Genomic DNA, 17460 nt, shown 5'->3' with positions numbered 1-17460 from the left:
CGGACTTTTCCCGTATCCTGCTAGGACTGGTAACTTTCGATCGGAGGACAGCTACAGATGAGATGACGGTCGCCGTAGGCCTCATCGATACGGCTCACGCTTGGCCAGAACTTGCTATGTTTCACCCATGGGGCAGGAAACGCAGCTTGTTCACGGGCATAGGGGCGATTCCACTCCGTCGCCGTCACGATGGCGGCAGTATGCGGTGCGTTCTTGAGTAGATTATTCGTCCTCGGTTGGCGTCCGTCGACAATCTCCTGAATCTCGGCACGGATCAGAATAAGCGCCTCGCAGAACCGATCGAGCTCGCTTTTCGCTTCGCTTTCTGTTGGCTCGATCATGAGCGTTCCAGCGACGGGGAACGACACGGTCGGCGCATGGAAGCCGTAGTCCATCAATCGCTTGGCCACATCCATCGCTTCCACTCCGGCCGTCTCCTTAAACTCACGGAGATCCAGAATGAATTCATGTGCGACCAGTCCGGACTCTCCTCGGTAGAGGATGGGGTAATGCTTCTCTAGCCGCTTGGCCATGTAGTTGGCGTTCAGGATTGCTACCTGCGTCGCTTTGGTCAAACCATCGCGACCCATCAGGGCGATATAGACCCAGGAAATCGGCAGAATGCTCGGACTCCCGTATGGAGCAGCCGACACGGGACCAATAGCTTCCGGTCCGCTGATCTTGACGACAGGATGTCCTGGGAGAAACGGCAGGAGGTGCCGCGCCACACCGATCGGCCCAACGCCGGGGCCTCCGCCTCCATGGGGAATGCAAAATGTCTTATGGAGATTGAGATGACAGACGTCGGCTCCGATGTCGCCGAGACGGCAGAGGCCGACCATGGCGTTCATATTGGCACCATCGATATAGACCTGTCCGCCGTGGGTGTGGATGATTTGGCAAACACGCTTCACACTGGCCTCAAACACTCCGTGGGTGGAGGGATAGGTGAGCATGAGAGCTGAGAGCCGGTCTCTATATTGAGCAGCCTTGGCCTCCAGATCGGCAACATCCACATTTCCGTGGCGATCACAGGCCACGACGACGACGGTCATGCCGACCATGGCGGCACTGGCGGGATTCGTTCCGTGGGCCGACACAGGAATCAAACAGACGTCTCGGTGTACCTCGCCCTTCGAGCGATGGTACGCGCGTATGACCATGAGGCCTGAATATTCACCTTGAGAGCCTGCGTTGGGTTGAAGTGAAAAGGCTGCAAATCCCGCGATCTCAGCGAGCCACGTTTCGAGTTGTTGGAAGAGGGTTCGATACCCATGCGTTTGCTCAACAGGGGCGAACGGGTGCAGGCGGGAAAACTCCGGCCATGTTACGGGCAGCATCTCCGCCGTGGCATTGAGTTTCATCGTGCAGGATCCCAACGGAATCATGGAGTGCACGAGCGACAGGTCCTTGGCTTGCAATCGGTGGAGATAGCGGAGCATCTCGTGCTCGGAGTGATAACGATGGAACACTTCGTGCGTCAGGTACGGGCTTGTTCTGGCCAACGACGGCGGATAGGCAGGATCGATGGTTGCCGCGAGTTCGGGGAGACGGAACGGTAGCCGGTCGTGTCCGACGAATATGTGTAACAGGCGAAGAATCTCGTCCTCTGAACTGGTTTCGTCGAGTGAAATTCCGATCGAGCCGTCTTCATAAGACCGGAAATTAAAGCTCTGTTCATTGGCGCGCCCAACAATCTGTTCCGCCTGGGTCTTGGAAACAGGAATGCGGATCGTATCAAAAAACACTTTCGGGAGAACGTCGAACCCAAGCCGACGAAGCCCTTCAGCCAAGAGCAACGTGAGGCCGTGCACACGCGTGGCGATACGCCGAAGACCGTCCGGTCCATGGTAGACCGCGAACATACCGGCCATCACGGCAAGGAGCACTTGAGCTGTACAGATGTTGCTCGTCGCTTTCTCCCGGCGGATGTGTTGTTCCCGAGTTTGAAGCGAGAGGCGGATGGCCGGTTTACCCGTCACATCTTTCGATACCCCGACCAGACGACCAGGCACCTGTCGTTTGTAGTCCTCCTTTGTGGCCAGAAACGCCGCGTGCGGCCCACCGAAACCAATCGGCACGCCAAACCGTTGTGTCGAGCCGACGGCGATATCAGCCCCGAATTCTCCGGGCGAGCGCAGGACCGTGAGAGCGAGAAGATCGGTGGCTACTACCACCAGCACGCCGGCCTCATGAGCGCGTGCCACCAAGGCGCTGATGTCGCCTACATACCCATCGGTAGTGGGATATTGCAGTAACATGCCGCAAAATTGCGGCCGTAGCCAATCACTCGACGACGTGGCACCGGTGGTGAGAAGGATTCCCAGCGGTTCCGCTCTTGTCCGCAACACTGCTAAGGTCTGTGGATGGCAGTCGTGTGATACGAAAAACTCTTTCCGATCTTGACCGGCATGGCGAGCGATGGTGTAACACATGGCCATCGCTTCCGCTGCAGCGGTCGCTTCATCCAAGAGCGACGCATTGGCCAGTGGCAATCCGGTAAGGTCTGCCACCATCGTCTGAAAGTTGACGAGCGCTTCCAAGCGGCCTTGGGAGATCTCGGCCTGGTATGGGGTGTATTGCGTATACCAGGCAGGATTTTCTAGTATGTTGCGCTGGATCACCCCGGGCGTGACACAGTCGTAGTAGCCCATGCCGATCAGCGACCGGTAGACCTTATTCTGGGATGCGATGTCTTTTAGTCGTGCTAAGACGGCCTGCTCGCCCTCACCTATCGGGATGTTGAGGGGTTGAGGGAGCCGAATATCAACGGGAACCGCCGCGTCGGCCAACGTGCCGAGGCTCCGCAGGCCTAAGGTCGCGAGCATTTCTTGAAGGTCGGCTTCTGAAGGACCGAGATGTCGGGGGAGAAAGTCATCGGTCGGTTGTAACCAATTTTTGATGGTCATGGAGTCCTCAGCCCTCTCGCTAGATTCGGGACAATAGGTATCAATCAATAGGCCAGTCGACCGAGCAGCGTACCATGGGATCGAGACATTTCCAAGAGACCGAACAGCGCCTCTTGCTGAAGACGTTGGTGAGGGTGAGTACGAGGGCTGCTGAGTGCCGAGGAGCTGTGCGGAACGAGACGGTTCCTGTCCGCGGCCTCCCCATGCCGAAGCAGGCTCTTTCGTTGCTTTTGGTGGAATTCCGGTTATTGTTAGGTATCCCATGAAGGCTGAGGATTGATCACATGATGAGCATGCAGCAGAGTGACGATCGACGAGCAGAGAAGGATTCCTCGGCGGGCTTTTCGACATGGAAAACCATCGTCTTCGTTCTCGCCGTCAGTCTCATGACTGGTATCGGGTATCTGATGTTTAAAGCCCAAGGGTCACCGACCCGTTTCTTGGCTCCGCGAACGTCCAGCACCCAGACCGAGGTGACTCCTACGAACTCCCAGGCGAAACCCGTTCCTCCTGATGTGCGGCTGACCCGTGAAGCGATCGATGGATTGCTCAACGCCCTCGACGAGGCCACTCGTCAAAAGGATGTCGACAGCGTTGTGCGCCACATCGCGCCTGATGCCAATATCACCATTCATATGATGCAAGGTTCTCATCAGCAGATGGCCCTGTTGACCCGCGAGGAATATCGGAAAACATTGGCCATGGCCTTTGCTTTCCCAAGCGCCAATGACTTCACCCGCACGAATACGTCGGTCTCGTTGGCCGCAGATGAACGCAGCGCGAAAGTCTCCTTTAAGTCTACGGAGACGCTGCTCCAAGCCAATCGAGAATTCAAGACGGAGGGCGAGGAGACACTGGTCGTCAACGTTCGCGATGGCAAACCGATGATTACGTCGTTAGAACAAACCTTCCCGGGCGATTCTACCTAGGCATACCTTCGGGGGTGCATCCCCGCTGCTGTGTATCTCCCTATGAGTGTCATTGCCGGTTGATGGTGTGATTTCAACAGCGATTGTCTGCCTTCGGTCGGATGGGCTGAGACTCGCATCACACGGTTTGGTATTTGGTATAATGACCGGCTGATCAACCTCTGTGGGAGTCTGTATGCGGGTCCTTGTCATCGAAGATGAAACCAAAGTGGGCTGTTTTATCAAGCGGGCACTCGAAGAAGAGAGCTATGCGGTCGATCTCAGTGAAGACGGCGCAAAAGGTCTGGAGATGGCCTTGGCGACCGACTATGACCTCTTGGTCGTCGACGTGATGTTGCCGTCTATGTCCGGGTTGGACGTGTTGAAGAACCTCCGTCGTGAACGGATCCAAACACCGGTGTTGATCCTCTCTGCGCAGTCTCAGATCGATCAGCGGGTCAAGGGTCTGGACGCTGGTGCCGACGATTATCTGACCAAACCGTTTGCCATCGACGAGCTGCTGGCCCGTGTACGGGCGCTGTTGCGGCGTGGTGCGACGGAAAGTCCGGGGATTCTCCAAGTCGATGATTTGGTACTGAACCCGGCGACGCGGGATGTCACGCGTGGCGGACAACGTATCGAGCTCACGCTCAAAGAGTATGCCTTGCTGGAGTATTTGATGCGTCATACGGGACGTGTGCTGACTCGACCCATGATCTCCGAACACGTGTGGAACCAGGATTTCGATACCTTCACGAACGTCATCGATGTCTATGTGAACTATCTCCGCAACAAGATCGACCGAGGGCGGACCAAGAAATTGATCCATACTATCCGCGGGAGTGGATATATGCTGAAGGCTGACTAGGACGAGGCCACGGCGATCCGGTCGCGTCGTCAGTGAGTAGGAGCTGATCTATGCCGCTGCGTGTCCGGCTGACGCTCTGGTACGGGAGCGCTCTCGCCCTGGTCTTAATAATCTTCTCCGTGGTGCTGTACGCGATGACGGCACGGAGCCTCCGCGACGCAGTCGATGAATCCCTGGAGGACACGGCCACCATCGCGGTGCGCTCACTGGAAGAGCGAGGATTTCTCCCTCTCCTCAACGAAAGGGAATTGCTCTCTCAATTTCCTGAGTTGGCACGAATCGACAAATTCTTCCAGATTTTTAGTCCTTCCGGCACGATTACCCTCAGCTCTCCGAACATCAAGCACCACGACGTTCCGCTCAGCCGAACGGCGTTGGAGACCGCCTTCTCCGGGCACAGCATTTTTGAGTCGGCCAAGTACCCCAATGAGCCGCCGTTACGGGTCATCTCTGTGCCGATCATGTATCGGGGCAATCTGTTGTATATCGTGCAGGTCGGGACCTCGATGGAAACCGTCGGAGAGACCTTGCATCGCTTTTTGATCCTGCTCGTCGTTGCGATGCCGATTGCCTTGGCCGTCTCTCTGGCAGGCGGGTGGTTCTTGGCCGGGCGAGCATTGAGGCCGGTTGATGAGATCACCCTTGCCGCACAGCGCATTGCGGCGGGCGATCTCACCCAGCGCCTTGGCATGCCGCCCGCTCAAGACGAGATCGGTCGATTGGCGGCCACATTCAACAACATGATTGGTCGGCTCGATGGGTCGTTTCGCCAGATTCGTCAATTCACCAGCGATGCGTCACATGAGTTGAGGACTCCCCTGACCGTCATGAAAGGTGAAACGGATTTGATTCTTCGCCGACCTCGTCCGCTGGAAGACTATAAAGCAGTGCTGGAAAGCAATCTGGAAGAGATCGATCGCATGACCCGCATCGTCGATGAGCTGCTGTTTCTCTCTCGCGCCGACATGGGCGAGGTGAAGATGGATGCCTTGCCGGTCGCGCTGGAGGCGCTCGTGGAAGACGTCCATCGGCAGGCGCGGTTGCTCGGACATGACCGAAACATTGAAGTCGTGCTGGGAACCATCATCCCCGCCGTGGTACAGGGTGACGACTTGCGCCTGCGAGAACTGTTGCTCAACCTCGTCGAGAATGCGATGAAGTATTCTCACCCAGGCGGAAAAGTGGAGATTTCTCTGTTACGGGAGCGGCAAGACGCCCGACTGTCCATCACGGACCATGGCATCGGCATCGCTCCAGAAGACCATACGCGGATCTTCCAGCGCTTCTTCCGGACTGACGTCGCTCGAGCCCATACAAAGAAGGGTACCGGCCTTGGTTTGGCCATCTGCGCATGGATCGCAGATTTGCACAAAGGCCGGGTCGAAGTCCAAAGTGAGCTCGGGCAAGGCGCTACCTTCACCGTGGTCCTTCCGCTGGCTCCCCCCGTGTCTTAACGAACTCTAATACCCGATTAATCCCTCTCTCATCCCTAGTTGGTAGGTTTCTTCTGGCAGACCATGACATAGTTGATCAGGAGGACCTATGCCGGCACATCTCAAAAAAAGAAGGATAGGTTTTATCATCGGGATCGCTCTCATCAGCGGTGTCGTGGGTTGGGGTGGGTATTGGCTGAACCTGTCCCAGGCATCCAGTCCTCAAAGTGCGAATGTTGTCGATGCTACGCGTACGACTCCGGCAAACGGTTTCACTGAGGTCGCCAAGCGGGTCACTCCAGCGGTGGTTAATATCACCACAGTCATCACGGAACGGGTCTCTGGTCCGGGATCCGGTCAGGAGGATTTACGTGACGGGCTAGAAGAATTCTTCGGGCAGCCATTTAACCCTCGACGTCGTGGACCCGAACGCCCACGGGAGCCTCGCGGGTCACGGAGAGGTCAAGGTTCGGGTGTCATCGTCTCGCCGGACGGTGTGATCCTGACGAACAACCATGTGATCGACGGGGCTCGTGACGTGACGGTCACCCTTACAGACAAGCGGGAATTCAAGGGGAAGATCGTCGGAATTGATCCGAAGAGTGACCTCGCCGTCATCGAGATCAATGCGAAGGAACTTCCGGCGGTCGCGTGGGGGGATGCCACGAAGCTACAAGTCGGGGAATACGTCTTGGCTGTGGGCAATCCCTTCGGGTTGAATTCAACCGTGACGCTGGGGATCGTGAGTGCCGTCGGCCGTGGCCATATGGGCATTACGCAGTATGAGGATTTTATTCAGACCGATGCAGCCATCAACCCTGGGAACTCCGGCGGGGCGTTGGTCAATACCAACGGCGAGCTTGTCGGCATTAATACTGCAATCTTCTCACGGACCGGGGGCTATCAGGGCGTCGGATTTGCCGTGTCAGCGACGATGGCAAGGCCGATTTACGAGAGTCTGATCACCATGGGAAAGGTCGTTCGAGGATACGTCGGGATCGGCATTCAGGATCTCAATCAGGACCTCGCCATGTCGTTTGCGGTCAAAGATTCTAGGGGTGCGTTGATCAGCGACGTGAAACCTGACAGCCCGGCGGCCCAGGCAGGACTAAAACAGGGCGACGTGATCATCGAGTATAACGGCCTCACAGTCGAGGACGGCGTGGCCTTGCAGCGAATGGTCGCCAGGACGCCTGTCGGAACGAAGGTACAGGTGCGGGTGATTCGTGATGGTCGCGAGCATGACATGGCGGTCCGGGTCAGTGAGCAGCCGGATAATTCGAAGATCGCCAAAATGGGAAAGTCAGAAGGTGACCATGCCTTCTCCGGTATTGAGCTTGAGGATCTCAATCAGGACACCGCCAGAGTTCTTGGATTCGATGGAAAACGGGGGGTGGTTGTGACGAATGTGAAACCTGGTAGCGAAGCCGAAAAGGCTGGCCTGCTCACGGGTGATGTCATTCAGGAAATGAATCGGCGACCCATCAAGTCGGTGCAGGATTTCAAGAAGGCTTCATCGGATCTAAGGACGGGAGCCAATGTCTTGATGTTGATCAGCTGGCGCGGGAGTGCCCTATTTCTTTCCGTCAAAGTGTAGCGCGCGAGATCTGAGTTGCGGCATGAGCAGCAGGAAACAACCTGCTACTTGTGCCGTGGCTTCGGTTCGATTCTTGACAAGCGGGTCAATCGAACACCACAGTCTTTCTCCCGTATATGAGGATACGCCGTTCGATGTGGCGGCGAACAGCCCTCGCGAGCACAACTTCCTCAAGGTCTCGTCCTTTCCGCACAAGATCTTCCACCGTGTCCCGGTGCCCTACGCGGATGACATCCTGCTCGATGATCGGCCCCTCGTCGAGATCTTGGGTTGCGTAGTGCGCCGTCGCGCCAATGATTTTCACGCCCCGCTCGTAGGCCTGTCGGTATGGATTGGCGCCAATGAAGGCCGGCAAAAATGAATGATGGATATTGATGACCGGACAGCCGACCTGAGCCAGAAAGTCCCCTGAAAGAATTTGCATATAGCGAGCCATCACGACAAGTTCCACGCGATGCTCTTTCAGCAGGGCCAAGACCTGTTGCTCTTGTTGCGGTTTAGTCTCCTTGGTCACCGGATAGACGGTGAAGGGAATCTTGAAAAGCTCGGCCCAACTCGCGCAGGTGTCATGATTCGAAATGATGACAGGAATGTCGATATGCAATTCATCTCGGCGATGGCGTTGTAGTAAATCGGCCAGACAATGGTCTTGCTTGGATACCAGCATTCCCACACGGGTTCGTCGGCTACAAGGATGTACCTCATAGCGCATGTCGTACACGTTGGCGATAGCCTGAAAGGCCGACGGGATGTCCTCAGGAGGGATCTGGAAGCCCTCGGTTGAAAATTCCATCCGCATGAGGAAATCGTTTGTTTCCTCGTCCGTGTGATGGTCGGAGTCAAGAATGTTGCCGCCGAAGTCGTGGATGAACCCAGACGCTCGTGCGACAATGCCTGAACGGTCCTTGCACTGGATGAGGAGGATAATCGAATCCTTCTTACGTAGGGTCATCGGACTTTCCCTCTGTGAGGATGGTTGTCGGACACGTCGCGAAGTACAACGCGGCACTCATCCGTTCGGTGTGGGCACAAGGCGTCCCACAAGGTCGAACGCTGCGGCATCGGTGATCTCGATCTTGCAGAAGGATCCGGCCGTGGGATGGGAAACCGTAGGGTCCGATGCGGACTGCGTCGCGATGTCAGTCGCCCCTTCATCGATGTAGACAACCCCATCGATCTCGGGAGCGAGGCCCTCGTGCCGTCCTTCTAGGACATGCTCGGTTTCTTCGGAGCGGCCGTCGACGAGCACGTCAAGGATAGAGCCGATTTTGGCTCTTCCCTTGGCGGTGGCAATCGATTCCTGCATTGAGAGGATGACATTCCGACGCTCATCCATGACGTCTTGCTCGATTTTGTCACCGAAGTCGACCGCGGAGGTCCCTTCTTCATCGGAGTAGAGAAACACCCCGACCCGATCGAATTGCGCCTGTTCCACATACGAATACAGTTCGCCGAAGGCGGCCTCGGTTTCTCCAGGAAACCCGACAATGAACGCGGTGCGGAAGAACACGTCCGGAATGCGCGCACGGATCCGCTCAACCAGCGACTCAATCGCCCTGCGATCACCGAGCCGATGCATACGTTTGAGCATGCGATCATTGATGTGCTGCAGAGGCATATCCATATACTTGGTGATCTTTTCTTCACCGGCGTACAAATCGAGCAAATCATCCGTGACTTGCTGAGGATAGAGGTAGAATGGGCGGATCCACTGTAGGCCCTCTACCTTTACAAGGTCACGGAGGAGCTGAACCAGGCCTTGGCGAAGACCCAGATCGACTCCATAGTTGATCGTATCCTGGGAGATAAGGTTGATCTCCTTCACTCCTTCGCGTGCCAACTGTTGTGCTTCTGCCACGATGGATTGGACCGGTCGGCTGCGCTGTTTGCCTCGCATCAGTGGAATCGCACAGAAGGCACAGTTGCGATTGCACCCTTCCGCGATCTTGACATAGGTGCTGTGTGGCGTCCCAAGTCTCACACGTGGTGCTAATTCGTCATAGAGATAGGGTGGTTGGCTCATCCAGAGCCGGCGATGCCGTTTCTTTGGAGATAGGAGGTCTCGACAAATCTCGGCAATCTTGCCGAACTCGCCGGTGCCTACCACCGCATCCAATTCAGGCAGTTCCTTCAGCAAGTCTCCTTGATAGCGCTGAGCCAAGCAGCCGGCGGCTATCAGAACGCGACAAGTCCCGGCTTTCTTTAGATGACCGTGTTCGAGAATCGTGTTGATGGATTCCTGTTTCGCTTCTTCAATGAAGCCACAGGTATTGACGATGACGACTTCTGCTTGTTGAGGATCGTCGGTGAGCCGGAAGCCTTCCGTGACAAGTGCGCCCAGCATAATTTCAGAATCTACCTGGTTCTTTGAACAGCCGAGATTCACAAAGCCGATGGTGGTCGTCGAATGATGGATCTTTGTCGGCTTCGTGGACTTGGCACGACGGGGAGTGATCAATGGCTGCGACATAGGGGCAGTCTACGGGAGGGTCAAAAAGACTGTCAATTAGACCCTTGCGGGAGATCGACCATTTCCCCTAGAGTGCCTCGCATGATTCGTACCTTTCAAGGCATCAGGCCGACGGTCCCAACGTCATGTTTTGTCGAAGACACCGCCGTGGTGATCGGCGATGTCGTGCTGGGTGAGGAGTGTAGCGTCTGGTTCAACACTGTGATCCGTGGCGATGTGAACTATATTCGCATAGGAAATCGTACGAATGTGCAGGACCTCTGTATGCTACACGTCACTCACGACACGCACCCGCTGATCATTGGGGATGGCGTCACGATCGGCCACAATGTAGTCCTACACGGCTGTAGCATCCGAGACCGAGTATTGGTCGGCATGGGCGCGATCATTATGGATGGCGCCATCATTGGTGAAGATTCGGTGGTGGGAGCCGGTGCGCTGGTGACAGAGGGAACGGTGGTCCCGCCAAAGAGCCTGATTCTTGGCTCACCGGCAAAGGTGAAACGTCCGGTCACAGAGCAAGAGCTGAACTGGGTCAGGGAATCGGCAGAGAATTATGTGCGATATGCCAACCAGTACATGTCCGATACGGGGAAAAACGCGGGTTTCAAGGTGTAAGACTCGTTAACCTCGGTACGTTCCAATTCTCATAAAACAGATCGGATCACCGACAAGGGCCGTGGCGTACTGTTTCCGTTCAACCTGGTAGGGAATGGTGTGCCGGTGGCACCAGTCGGCAATCCACACCACTTCCTCCGTTGACGTCGTGACCACACCCGGCACAGTCAATTTAGCCATGCATCGATTCACGATCGTTTGGACAACCCGCCGTTCTTTCTGAAATCCTTCCGGATTGAACGTGACCGGATCAGCTCGACCGTAGGATAACGGCGCAAGATGGGGGAATCGTTCCGGGTCGTTCAACACGCTGACCATCCAGATATGATCGAACTGACCTTGTGCCATAGCGGCATCGCAGGCATGAAAACGGAACGGGGCGTTGCGACAGGCACGATTGAGGACGGCCACTTCGAGACGTCGGAGATTATAGGGTTCAACGTGGCGTTGACGGTCGATCGCTTCGGCCAGCAAGGCCGGCAGTTCCGTCACGCCGGCTCCGACATACAAACTACGCCCGCCCGGCGGTAACTTCTTGACGAGAACCTCGGCTACGTTGGTCCCCAATCGCCGACAGGGTTCCCGCTTCTTCTGCCAGAACTCCTCACCACCTTCGTAACAGTAGACGGATTCCAAGGCCTTGTAGTCGAGGTGAGCAAATACCTGGGCGATGACGCGCCGTGTCGAGTTGGGGATTGATTTCCGTGTCATGCCCCGGCCGTTCGGGCTCATCAGGCTTTTGGTAACAAGGCGAGAATCCTCGCTCGAAGTCGACGGGAGGCAGACACAAGTTCACGACCGTCGGGTTCGCCTGGTTCGAAGAGATCATCGGGATAGCGAGCCGAAACGCCGTACGAAGTCAGCTTGCGGCAGTCGGCTTCGAGATCAGAGAGCGTGCGGTCGATAGTTGCGCATTGGGCGAGCAGCGCGACGAGATCATGGGTTTTCAAGAGCTCGCGCCCATGGTGGGCGAGAAAGGCCTTGAGGACTTTCTCCGCCACTTGCTGAGCATGAAAACACACCGTGTCCCAAGGAACGTCCCTCGCGATGAGATTGTTCTCGATGTTCAGGAGGTCGTGGTCTGCTTTGCGCAACCATGCTGAGAAGTTGGACTCAACGCTGCTCATACAGCATCTTGCCCTCCTTCTCGATGATGGAGAGAAGCGTACCGTTGACACTTCGCAGACGGCGAACCTCTTCAGGCGTGTACACGACGATATCCATCGGCCATGGACGGAGCCCAAACACTTCACTCACTTCGATGGCGCGCTCCGGTGGGCGGTGAGGCGTGTCCATTTCAATGAACAGATCTAAGTCGCTGTCCGGACCGGCCTCGCCGCGGGCATGGCTGCCGAATACCATGATCCGCCTCGGTCGAAACCGGTCGATGATGGTCTTTGTCACGTGTTCCAAGAGAGCCGCTTGCGTCATGGGGCAGTCCTTTTGACCGTCAGCTTACACTAGCCTCCCCACCACGGCAATCCATTGTGCGTCGGAATCAAAGTTCTCCTGTGGACGCGCGGTGGAGCATGGATTGGAATAGATCAACCAGCGGGAAGCGGCAACGGAGCAACGAACCGAGTCAACCTTTCATTCCTGCGGAAGATGGGCTAGCGCGTATCGATGGCTCCATCCACCCAGCAACTCCTCAAGGATGCGCTGCAGCTCACGGATGAGCAGCGTGCAGCATTAGTCGTCGAATTACTTGACAGTCTTCCACCGGTAGAACCCGGACGAGCCCGCAGTGACGCAGAATGGCTTGTGGAGATTGAGCGACGTGCGTGGGCCGCGCAGGCCGGAGTTCCCGGGGTTGCTTGGGAAGAGGCGCGCAAGCAGGTGGTAGATCGCCTTCCGAAACAGGAAGCCCCTCAATCTCTCACCCGAAGCTGTGGCCCATGCCAAACGGCATCCCGATTACTGGCTCAACCGTCTGCAAACCACCTGAAGTCTCTCTAGGCTTCTCAGTTAACGCCCTTGTTCTTCTACCTTTCTCAGGAATATACAGTGGAGAGGCGATTGGAAGAGATCGCGGAAGCGTAGCCCGAACACCTGAGTTATGACCTGCTGCCGGTTTGGTTGACACTACCCTACACTAATTGAGCCTGCCGTTCGAACTCCATTGGACTGAGATACCCCAATGTGGAGTGCCGCCGCCGGGGATTATAAAAGCGCTCGATGTAATCAAACACATCGGCTTTCGCCTGATCTCGTGTGCGGTACGTGGTCCGCGCCGTGCGCTCGGTCTTCAACGAGGAGAAGAAGCTTTCCATCGCCGCGTTGTCCCAGCAGTTGCCGGAGCGACTCATGCTACAAGCAAGGCCCTGGTCCGCCAGGAGTCGTTGGAACGGCTCGCTGGTGTACTGGCTGCCTCGATCCGAGTGATGCAACACCGCTTCGGGCTTGCCGCGCCGCCAGATGGCCGTGATCAACGCATCGGTAACCAATTGAGCCGTCATCGTCGCCTGCATCGACCAGCCCACCAGCCGTCGGGAGAAGAGATCAAGAACGGCAGCGATGTAGAGCCACCCTTCGGCCGTCCAGAGATACGTGAAGTCGGCCACCCATTTGCGATTGGGAGCGGGGGCATCAAACTGGCGATTGAGCACATTCGGCGACACTGCGCCCGACGACTGCGAGGCGGCATTGGCCGGCACTCGACGCCGTCTGGGCCGTGCCCGCAAGGCCTGTTGCCGCATTAGTCGCTCAATCCGATGCAGGCCGCACGCCCCCCTCGGCGAGAAGGTCGTGCCACACGCGTCTTGCGCCGTAGGTCCGGTCACTCTGAAGGAAACTTGCCCGAATCATGACGCCCAACATCTCGTCGCGACGAGCGCGCCGGCTGCGTGGCCGCGTCAGCCAGGCATAGAACCCACCCCGCGAGACACCGAGCGCCTCGCACAACCACGCCGTCGGCCAGAATCCTCGGTGCTTTACGATGAACCCGCACTTCACAGCGACTCCTTCGCAAAGTAGGCTGCGGCAGTAGTGTCCGGCAGAATCGAAAAACGTCATTTGCCTGGCCGTAACCCGTTGATATACAAAGCATCAGGCCTGCGCTTCATTTTCAAATCGGAGACACCTCGATATCAATGAAACGCCACGCTACCATTGGCTTTCCGTGCTAGGGGCCCGTTTTCAACCGGACATTACTGAGGCCGCGGCTTTTTTTAAAATGTCCCGCTCGGCCTTGAGTTTGATCACCTCGCGTCGGAGGCGTTCAATCTCCACCTGATCCGGTTTCATCTGCCCTTGACCGGGGAAGGCCTGTTACGAATCGGCCGTGTACTCTTGGACCCAGCGGCGTACCACGGTCCCGTGCACGCCCAAATCCCGTGCGGCTTGTGCCACCGTCACGCCCCGTTCTCGAACTAATTTCACCGCCTCCAGCTTAAACTCTCGCGCAAACTTGCGTCGCTCCATGGCACACCTCCGGTTTCAGTGATACACCTAACTCGGTGTCATTGAAACCAGCAGCAGGCCATTAAGCCGCACCGCAAAGTAGCGTTAGCTTGAATGAATTGTTTAGAGTTCAATAACCCAGCCCACCCAATGCTGCTGGAATCATTGTGAGACTCTTGATACGCTCATTTTCTTCCTCCGTAGCGTCACGAGCTACAAATGGATAGACATTCAATATGAACTCTTTGAGGTTTTCAAACGCCTGATCTGAATATTGCTTACCACTACGTAATTCATTAAGCGGACTCATCATCCAGCGAGCAAATATCAAGGGGATTGCAACATCTGGTATGTCTTCCCATTTGTCAAAGAGATCAGGGTTTTGTCTTTTAGAGGCTAATGATCGGTCGCACCTTCCTTTGCAGCACCAGTAAAAGTCCTCTGTTTTGTTGATCTTATGGTCAACCCAAATAACAACTATTCCCGATGCTTGACTGCCAAGAAGCTCTGCATTGCAGTTCTTGCACTTTAATGTAGGTGAAGTGGCAAAAACGTTTGCTACTTTTGGATACTCCTTAAGCCATTTTTTCATTGAGACTGGGAAGTAACGGCGTGCTAGATGTATTCCCGCACTGTTACCGAGCAATCGTTCCTCAATTCTGGCGCTGTCAAAGACTTGGGCTTCAATCTTCGTTCTTAGCCCTTCGATCGCCACGCTCAAACCGGAGCTGGGTAATGTTGAGTACATCCCGATGAATCCACTGCAAGCATTATTTTCAACCCTATCACGAATGTTTGCCTCTTGATTTGGGCCAACTGAGGTGCCAGAGTGTGCATTGTGTTTGCAACTCACTAGCCATTTAACAAAGGTATCGCCACCGACGCCGCTTCTTTTTTCTTCGACGACAATATCTTTTCCGCTATCAGCCCCTCGGGATGGATTCAGGAGAACTTTGTACCCAAGGAAGGCGAGAAAGTCTCGAGAAAATAATTCAAAAGAGTCTTGCTCGCCTGACCCAAGATTTGCTTGGGCAATTTCTTTGAAGTCTAAGGCTGCCATAACGTTATCCTTTGACGCCTAATCATTGAGTATGCGCACTGGCATCGTACGCATTGACGTGTTGCGTGCTGGAGCGAGATTCTTGTCATTGGTCACACATTTGTCATGAACGATCCTAACATCGTGTAGATCAAACGCCAATCGAAAGCGAACAGCTTTCTTGTAATTGCTTGTGGGGGGCTGACGAGTTGAGGCGGGCACCTTGGAAGAAGAATCTCAGAAATGTGTGCCAGTCGGCATCACGATTTCCCCTTCGACTGGAAGCCGATCCTTCGTTTAGGAGCGTCGGGAGGTTGCAGCAGCAGGAGCAACTTTTCGTATTGGTCCAACAGGGACGAATCGTGCTCGAGCAAGGTCCGCTGAAAGTCTAACGAAGTCGGTCAACGAAAGCTATGTGCTCTGTTGACAGGCCAACGCCCTGACCGTTGCCGTAACTCCATCGGCGACTGAAGCGATGAAGTCAAGATTCAGTGTTTCGAGCGTATCGGTCGCCCGATGGTAGTGGGGATTACGAAAATTTGCCGTGTCGGTCAGCATGACGGCGGGGAAGCCCTGCTCCCAGAAAGAGGTGTGGTCGCTGCGTCTTGTATCTGGTAGCAGCTCACCGTTGCCTGGCACGACCAGTGGCACGGTTGGCAGGTGGGATTTCATGGCCTGAACGACGAAGCCGGCTAGTGCCTGGGATCGTTCGTTCCCGATCACCCCGATAAAGTCACCAGTGCTGGGGATGCTGATGGGGAGGCCTGGCGGCTTCTTTTGCGAGCCTTCTTGATGGCTCGCATAGCCGACACACTCCAATATGATGGATCCGTGGATGGCCTCACTGGTCTCGCTGAGGAACGAGGCATAGGCTGCGCTGCCAAGCAAGTTCTCTTCCTCGAGGTTGAAGGCGATAAGACGAAGCGGCCTGATCAGTGGCATCTCTTGAACCTGACGAGCAATCTGGAGGATCACGGCAAGCGCGCTCGCATTATCATCGGCGCCTGGCGAGCCTTCTACGGTATCGAAGTGCGCGCCGAGGATCAGTGGCGGCAGTGAGGTATGCGCGGAGGCTGGAAGTGCTGCCCCAATAACGTTGCGATACGTGCCGCCTAAGGCGTGGAATGAATGCGTTGTGACGGTGAGACCTGCTTCTGAGAATTGGCGAAGCAGGTACGCTTCTGCCTGCTGTAAGTGGGCTGGTGAGGTGAGAGGATGTCGTTCTCCCACCAGCGCCTGAAGGTCTGCTGTGAGTTGGTGACGATCAACGGGCACGGAGCTGGTTTCCGTTTGGCGACCGATTAAGTGACGATTTCAGTGCCGATGCCTTTGCGCGTAAAGATTTCGAGCAGCACGGCATGAGGTATGCGGCCATCGATGATGTGGGCCTTGTGGACTCCCTCGGCCAATGCGTCGAGGCAGGCATGAACTTTCGGGATCATGCCTTCGGTAATCGTTCCCTTCTTCATCATACGTTGCACATCTTTGCGAGACACGGTCGAGAGGTGGCGCCCATTGGCATCGCGAATCCCTTTGATGTCGGTCATCATCAACAGTTTCTCCGCACGCAAGGCTCCCGCGATCGATCCGGCGACGAGATCGGCGTTGATATTGTAGGTGTTCCCCTCACGGTCTGTTCCGATGGGAGCGATGATCGGAATGTAGTGATCCTCTTGGAGGTTCCGGAGCAAGCCAGGATCGACCTTTTCGATATCACCGACCAATCCGAAATCACCTTCTCTATCCTCACCTTCCAAATCACGATCAAGGCTTTCAGCCCAGGCCTTGGCCGTCAATGGCTTGCTGAGAATCAACCCACCGTCTTTCCCGCTCAACCCGACCGCACTGCCGCCGTGCCGGGTGATCAGGTCGGTCAGTTCCATGTTGATCTTTCCCGCCAGGACCATCTCCACGATCTCCATCGTGGCAGCGTCGGTGATCCGGACACCATGCCTGAACTTGGCTTGGATGCCGAGGCGATCGAGCATTTTGTCGATCTGGGGTCCCCCACCATGAATGATGACCGGGTTGATCCCCACGTACTTGAGCAGGACCACATCTTGCGCGAACCGTTCCTTGAGGGAGGAGTCGGTCATGGCATGGCCGCCGTATTTGACGACCACGGTTTTTCCGCGAAATGTCCGGATGTAGGGGAGGGCCTCGATGAGGACATCGGCCTTCTTGATCAACTTGTTCATGCGCAGCCCCCAGGGATCGAG

At 55.9% G+C, this 17460-nt stretch carries 15 protein-coding genes and 2 pseudogenes; 6 read left to right on the top strand and 11 right to left on the bottom strand.

Annotation, left to right across the window (positions count from 1 at the left end; all coding sequences use genetic code 11):
• Positions 1–20: 20 nt before the first annotated feature.
• Positions 21–2909 (bottom strand): aminomethyl-transferring glycine dehydrogenase, encoded by a 2889-nt coding sequence (gcvP, locus tag IPM58_07140; GenBank protein ID MBK9306850.1) that lies wholly within the window; start codon positions 2907–2909, stop codon positions 21–23.
• Between the two features lie 284 nt (positions 2910–3193).
• On the opposite strand from gcvP, the gene IPM58_07135 reads away from it, so the two are divergent.
• From IPM58_07135 to IPM58_07120, 4 genes are all read left to right on the top strand, one after another.
• Complete coding sequence (locus IPM58_07135) at positions 3194–3838, top strand: hypothetical protein (protein MBK9306849.1); 645 nt, start codon at positions 3194–3196, stop codon at positions 3836–3838.
• A gap of 175 nt (positions 3839–4013) precedes the next feature.
• Positions 4014–4685, top strand: coding sequence for a response regulator transcription factor (locus IPM58_07130; protein ID MBK9306848.1), 672 nt, complete (start codon positions 4014–4016; stop codon positions 4683–4685).
• A gap of 50 nt (positions 4686–4735) precedes the next feature.
• Complete coding sequence (locus IPM58_07125) at positions 4736–6139, top strand: heavy metal sensor histidine kinase (GenBank protein ID MBK9306847.1); 1404 nt, start codon at positions 4736–4738, stop codon at positions 6137–6139.
• Positions 6140–6227: 88 nt separating this feature from the next.
• Positions 6228–7715: a Do family serine endopeptidase gene (locus IPM58_07120; GenBank protein ID MBK9306846.1), complete on the top strand. Its 1488-nt coding sequence runs from the start codon at positions 6228–6230 to the stop codon at positions 7713–7715.
• 85 nt (positions 7716–7800) lie between these two features.
• Here the strand turns inward: IPM58_07120 and purU are convergent, their stop codons facing one another.
• Positions 7801–8667, bottom strand: a complete 867-nt coding sequence (gene purU / locus IPM58_07115) for a formyltetrahydrofolate deformylase (GenBank protein ID MBK9306845.1) — start codon at positions 8665–8667, stop codon at positions 7801–7803.
• Positions 8668–8724: 57 nt separating this feature from the next.
• Positions 8725–10185: a 30S ribosomal protein S12 methylthiotransferase RimO gene (rimO, locus tag IPM58_07110; GenBank protein ID MBK9306844.1), complete on the bottom strand. Its 1461-nt coding sequence runs from the start codon at positions 10183–10185 to the stop codon at positions 8725–8727.
• Positions 10186–10266: 81 nt separating this feature from the next.
• Here rimO and IPM58_07105 point away from each other — a divergent pair, with 81 nt between their 5' ends.
• Positions 10267–10803 (top strand): gamma carbonic anhydrase family protein, encoded by a 537-nt coding sequence (locus IPM58_07105; GenBank protein ID MBK9306843.1) that lies wholly within the window; start codon positions 10267–10269, stop codon positions 10801–10803.
• Between the two features lie 6 nt (positions 10804–10809).
• Here the strand turns inward: IPM58_07105 and IPM58_07100 are convergent, their stop codons facing one another.
• From IPM58_07100 to IPM58_07090, 3 genes are read right to left on the bottom strand one after another with little or no spacing between them, the layout of a single operon-like run.
• A complete protein-coding gene (locus tag IPM58_07100) occupies positions 10810–11514 on the bottom strand; it encodes a hypothetical protein (GenBank protein ID MBK9306842.1) in 705 nt (234 codons plus the stop codon).
• 20 nt (positions 11515–11534) lie between these two features.
• A complete protein-coding gene (locus tag IPM58_07095) occupies positions 11535–11930 on the bottom strand; it encodes a HEPN domain-containing protein (protein ID MBK9306841.1) in 396 nt (131 codons plus the stop codon).
• Positions 11917–12234 carry a nucleotidyltransferase domain-containing protein gene (locus IPM58_07090; protein ID MBK9306840.1) on the bottom strand — a complete coding sequence of 106 codons (318 nt, stop codon included), beginning with the start codon at positions 12232–12234 and terminating at the stop codon, positions 11917–11919. Before IPM58_07090 ends, IPM58_07095 begins: the two co-directional genes overlap by 14 nt.
• A 192-nt stretch (positions 12235–12426) precedes the next feature.
• Here IPM58_07090 and IPM58_07085 point away from each other — a divergent pair, with 192 nt between their 5' ends.
• Entirely contained in the window at positions 12427–12759 is a 333-nt protein-coding gene (locus tag IPM58_07085) for an addiction module protein (GenBank protein ID MBK9306839.1), read from the top strand.
• 131 nt (positions 12760–12890) lie between these two features.
• On the opposite strand, the pseudogene IPM58_07080 reads toward IPM58_07085, so the two are convergent.
• The 5 genes and pseudogenes from IPM58_07080 to argB all read right to left on the bottom strand — a co-directional run bounded on the left by IPM58_07080 (position 12891) and on the right by argB (position 17439).
• Positions 12891–13782, bottom strand: a pseudogene (locus IPM58_07080) (IS3 family transposase).
• Between the two features lie 183 nt (positions 13783–13965).
• A pseudogene (locus tag IPM58_07075) lies at positions 13966–14223 on the bottom strand (transposase).
• A gap of 109 nt (positions 14224–14332) precedes the next feature.
• On the bottom strand, positions 14333–15262 hold the full coding sequence (locus IPM58_07070; GenBank protein MBK9306838.1) for a restriction endonuclease: 930 nt from the start codon (positions 15260–15262) through the stop codon (positions 14333–14335).
• A gap of 390 nt (positions 15263–15652) precedes the next feature.
• Positions 15653–16516: a M28 family peptidase gene (locus IPM58_07065; protein ID MBK9306837.1), complete on the bottom strand. Its 864-nt coding sequence runs from the start codon at positions 16514–16516 to the stop codon at positions 15653–15655.
• A gap of 26 nt (positions 16517–16542) precedes the next feature.
• Entirely contained in the window at positions 16543–17439 is an 897-nt protein-coding gene (gene argB / locus IPM58_07060; protein MBK9306836.1) for an acetylglutamate kinase, read from the bottom strand.
• Positions 17440–17460: the final 21 nt, after the last annotated feature.

The sequence above is a fragment of the Nitrospira sp. genome (assembly GCA_016715825.1).
In the GTDB taxonomy this organism is placed as follows: Bacteria; Nitrospirota; Nitrospiria; order Nitrospirales; family Nitrospiraceae; genus Nitrospira_D.
This window is presented reverse-complemented; position numbering and strand designations above follow the sequence as displayed.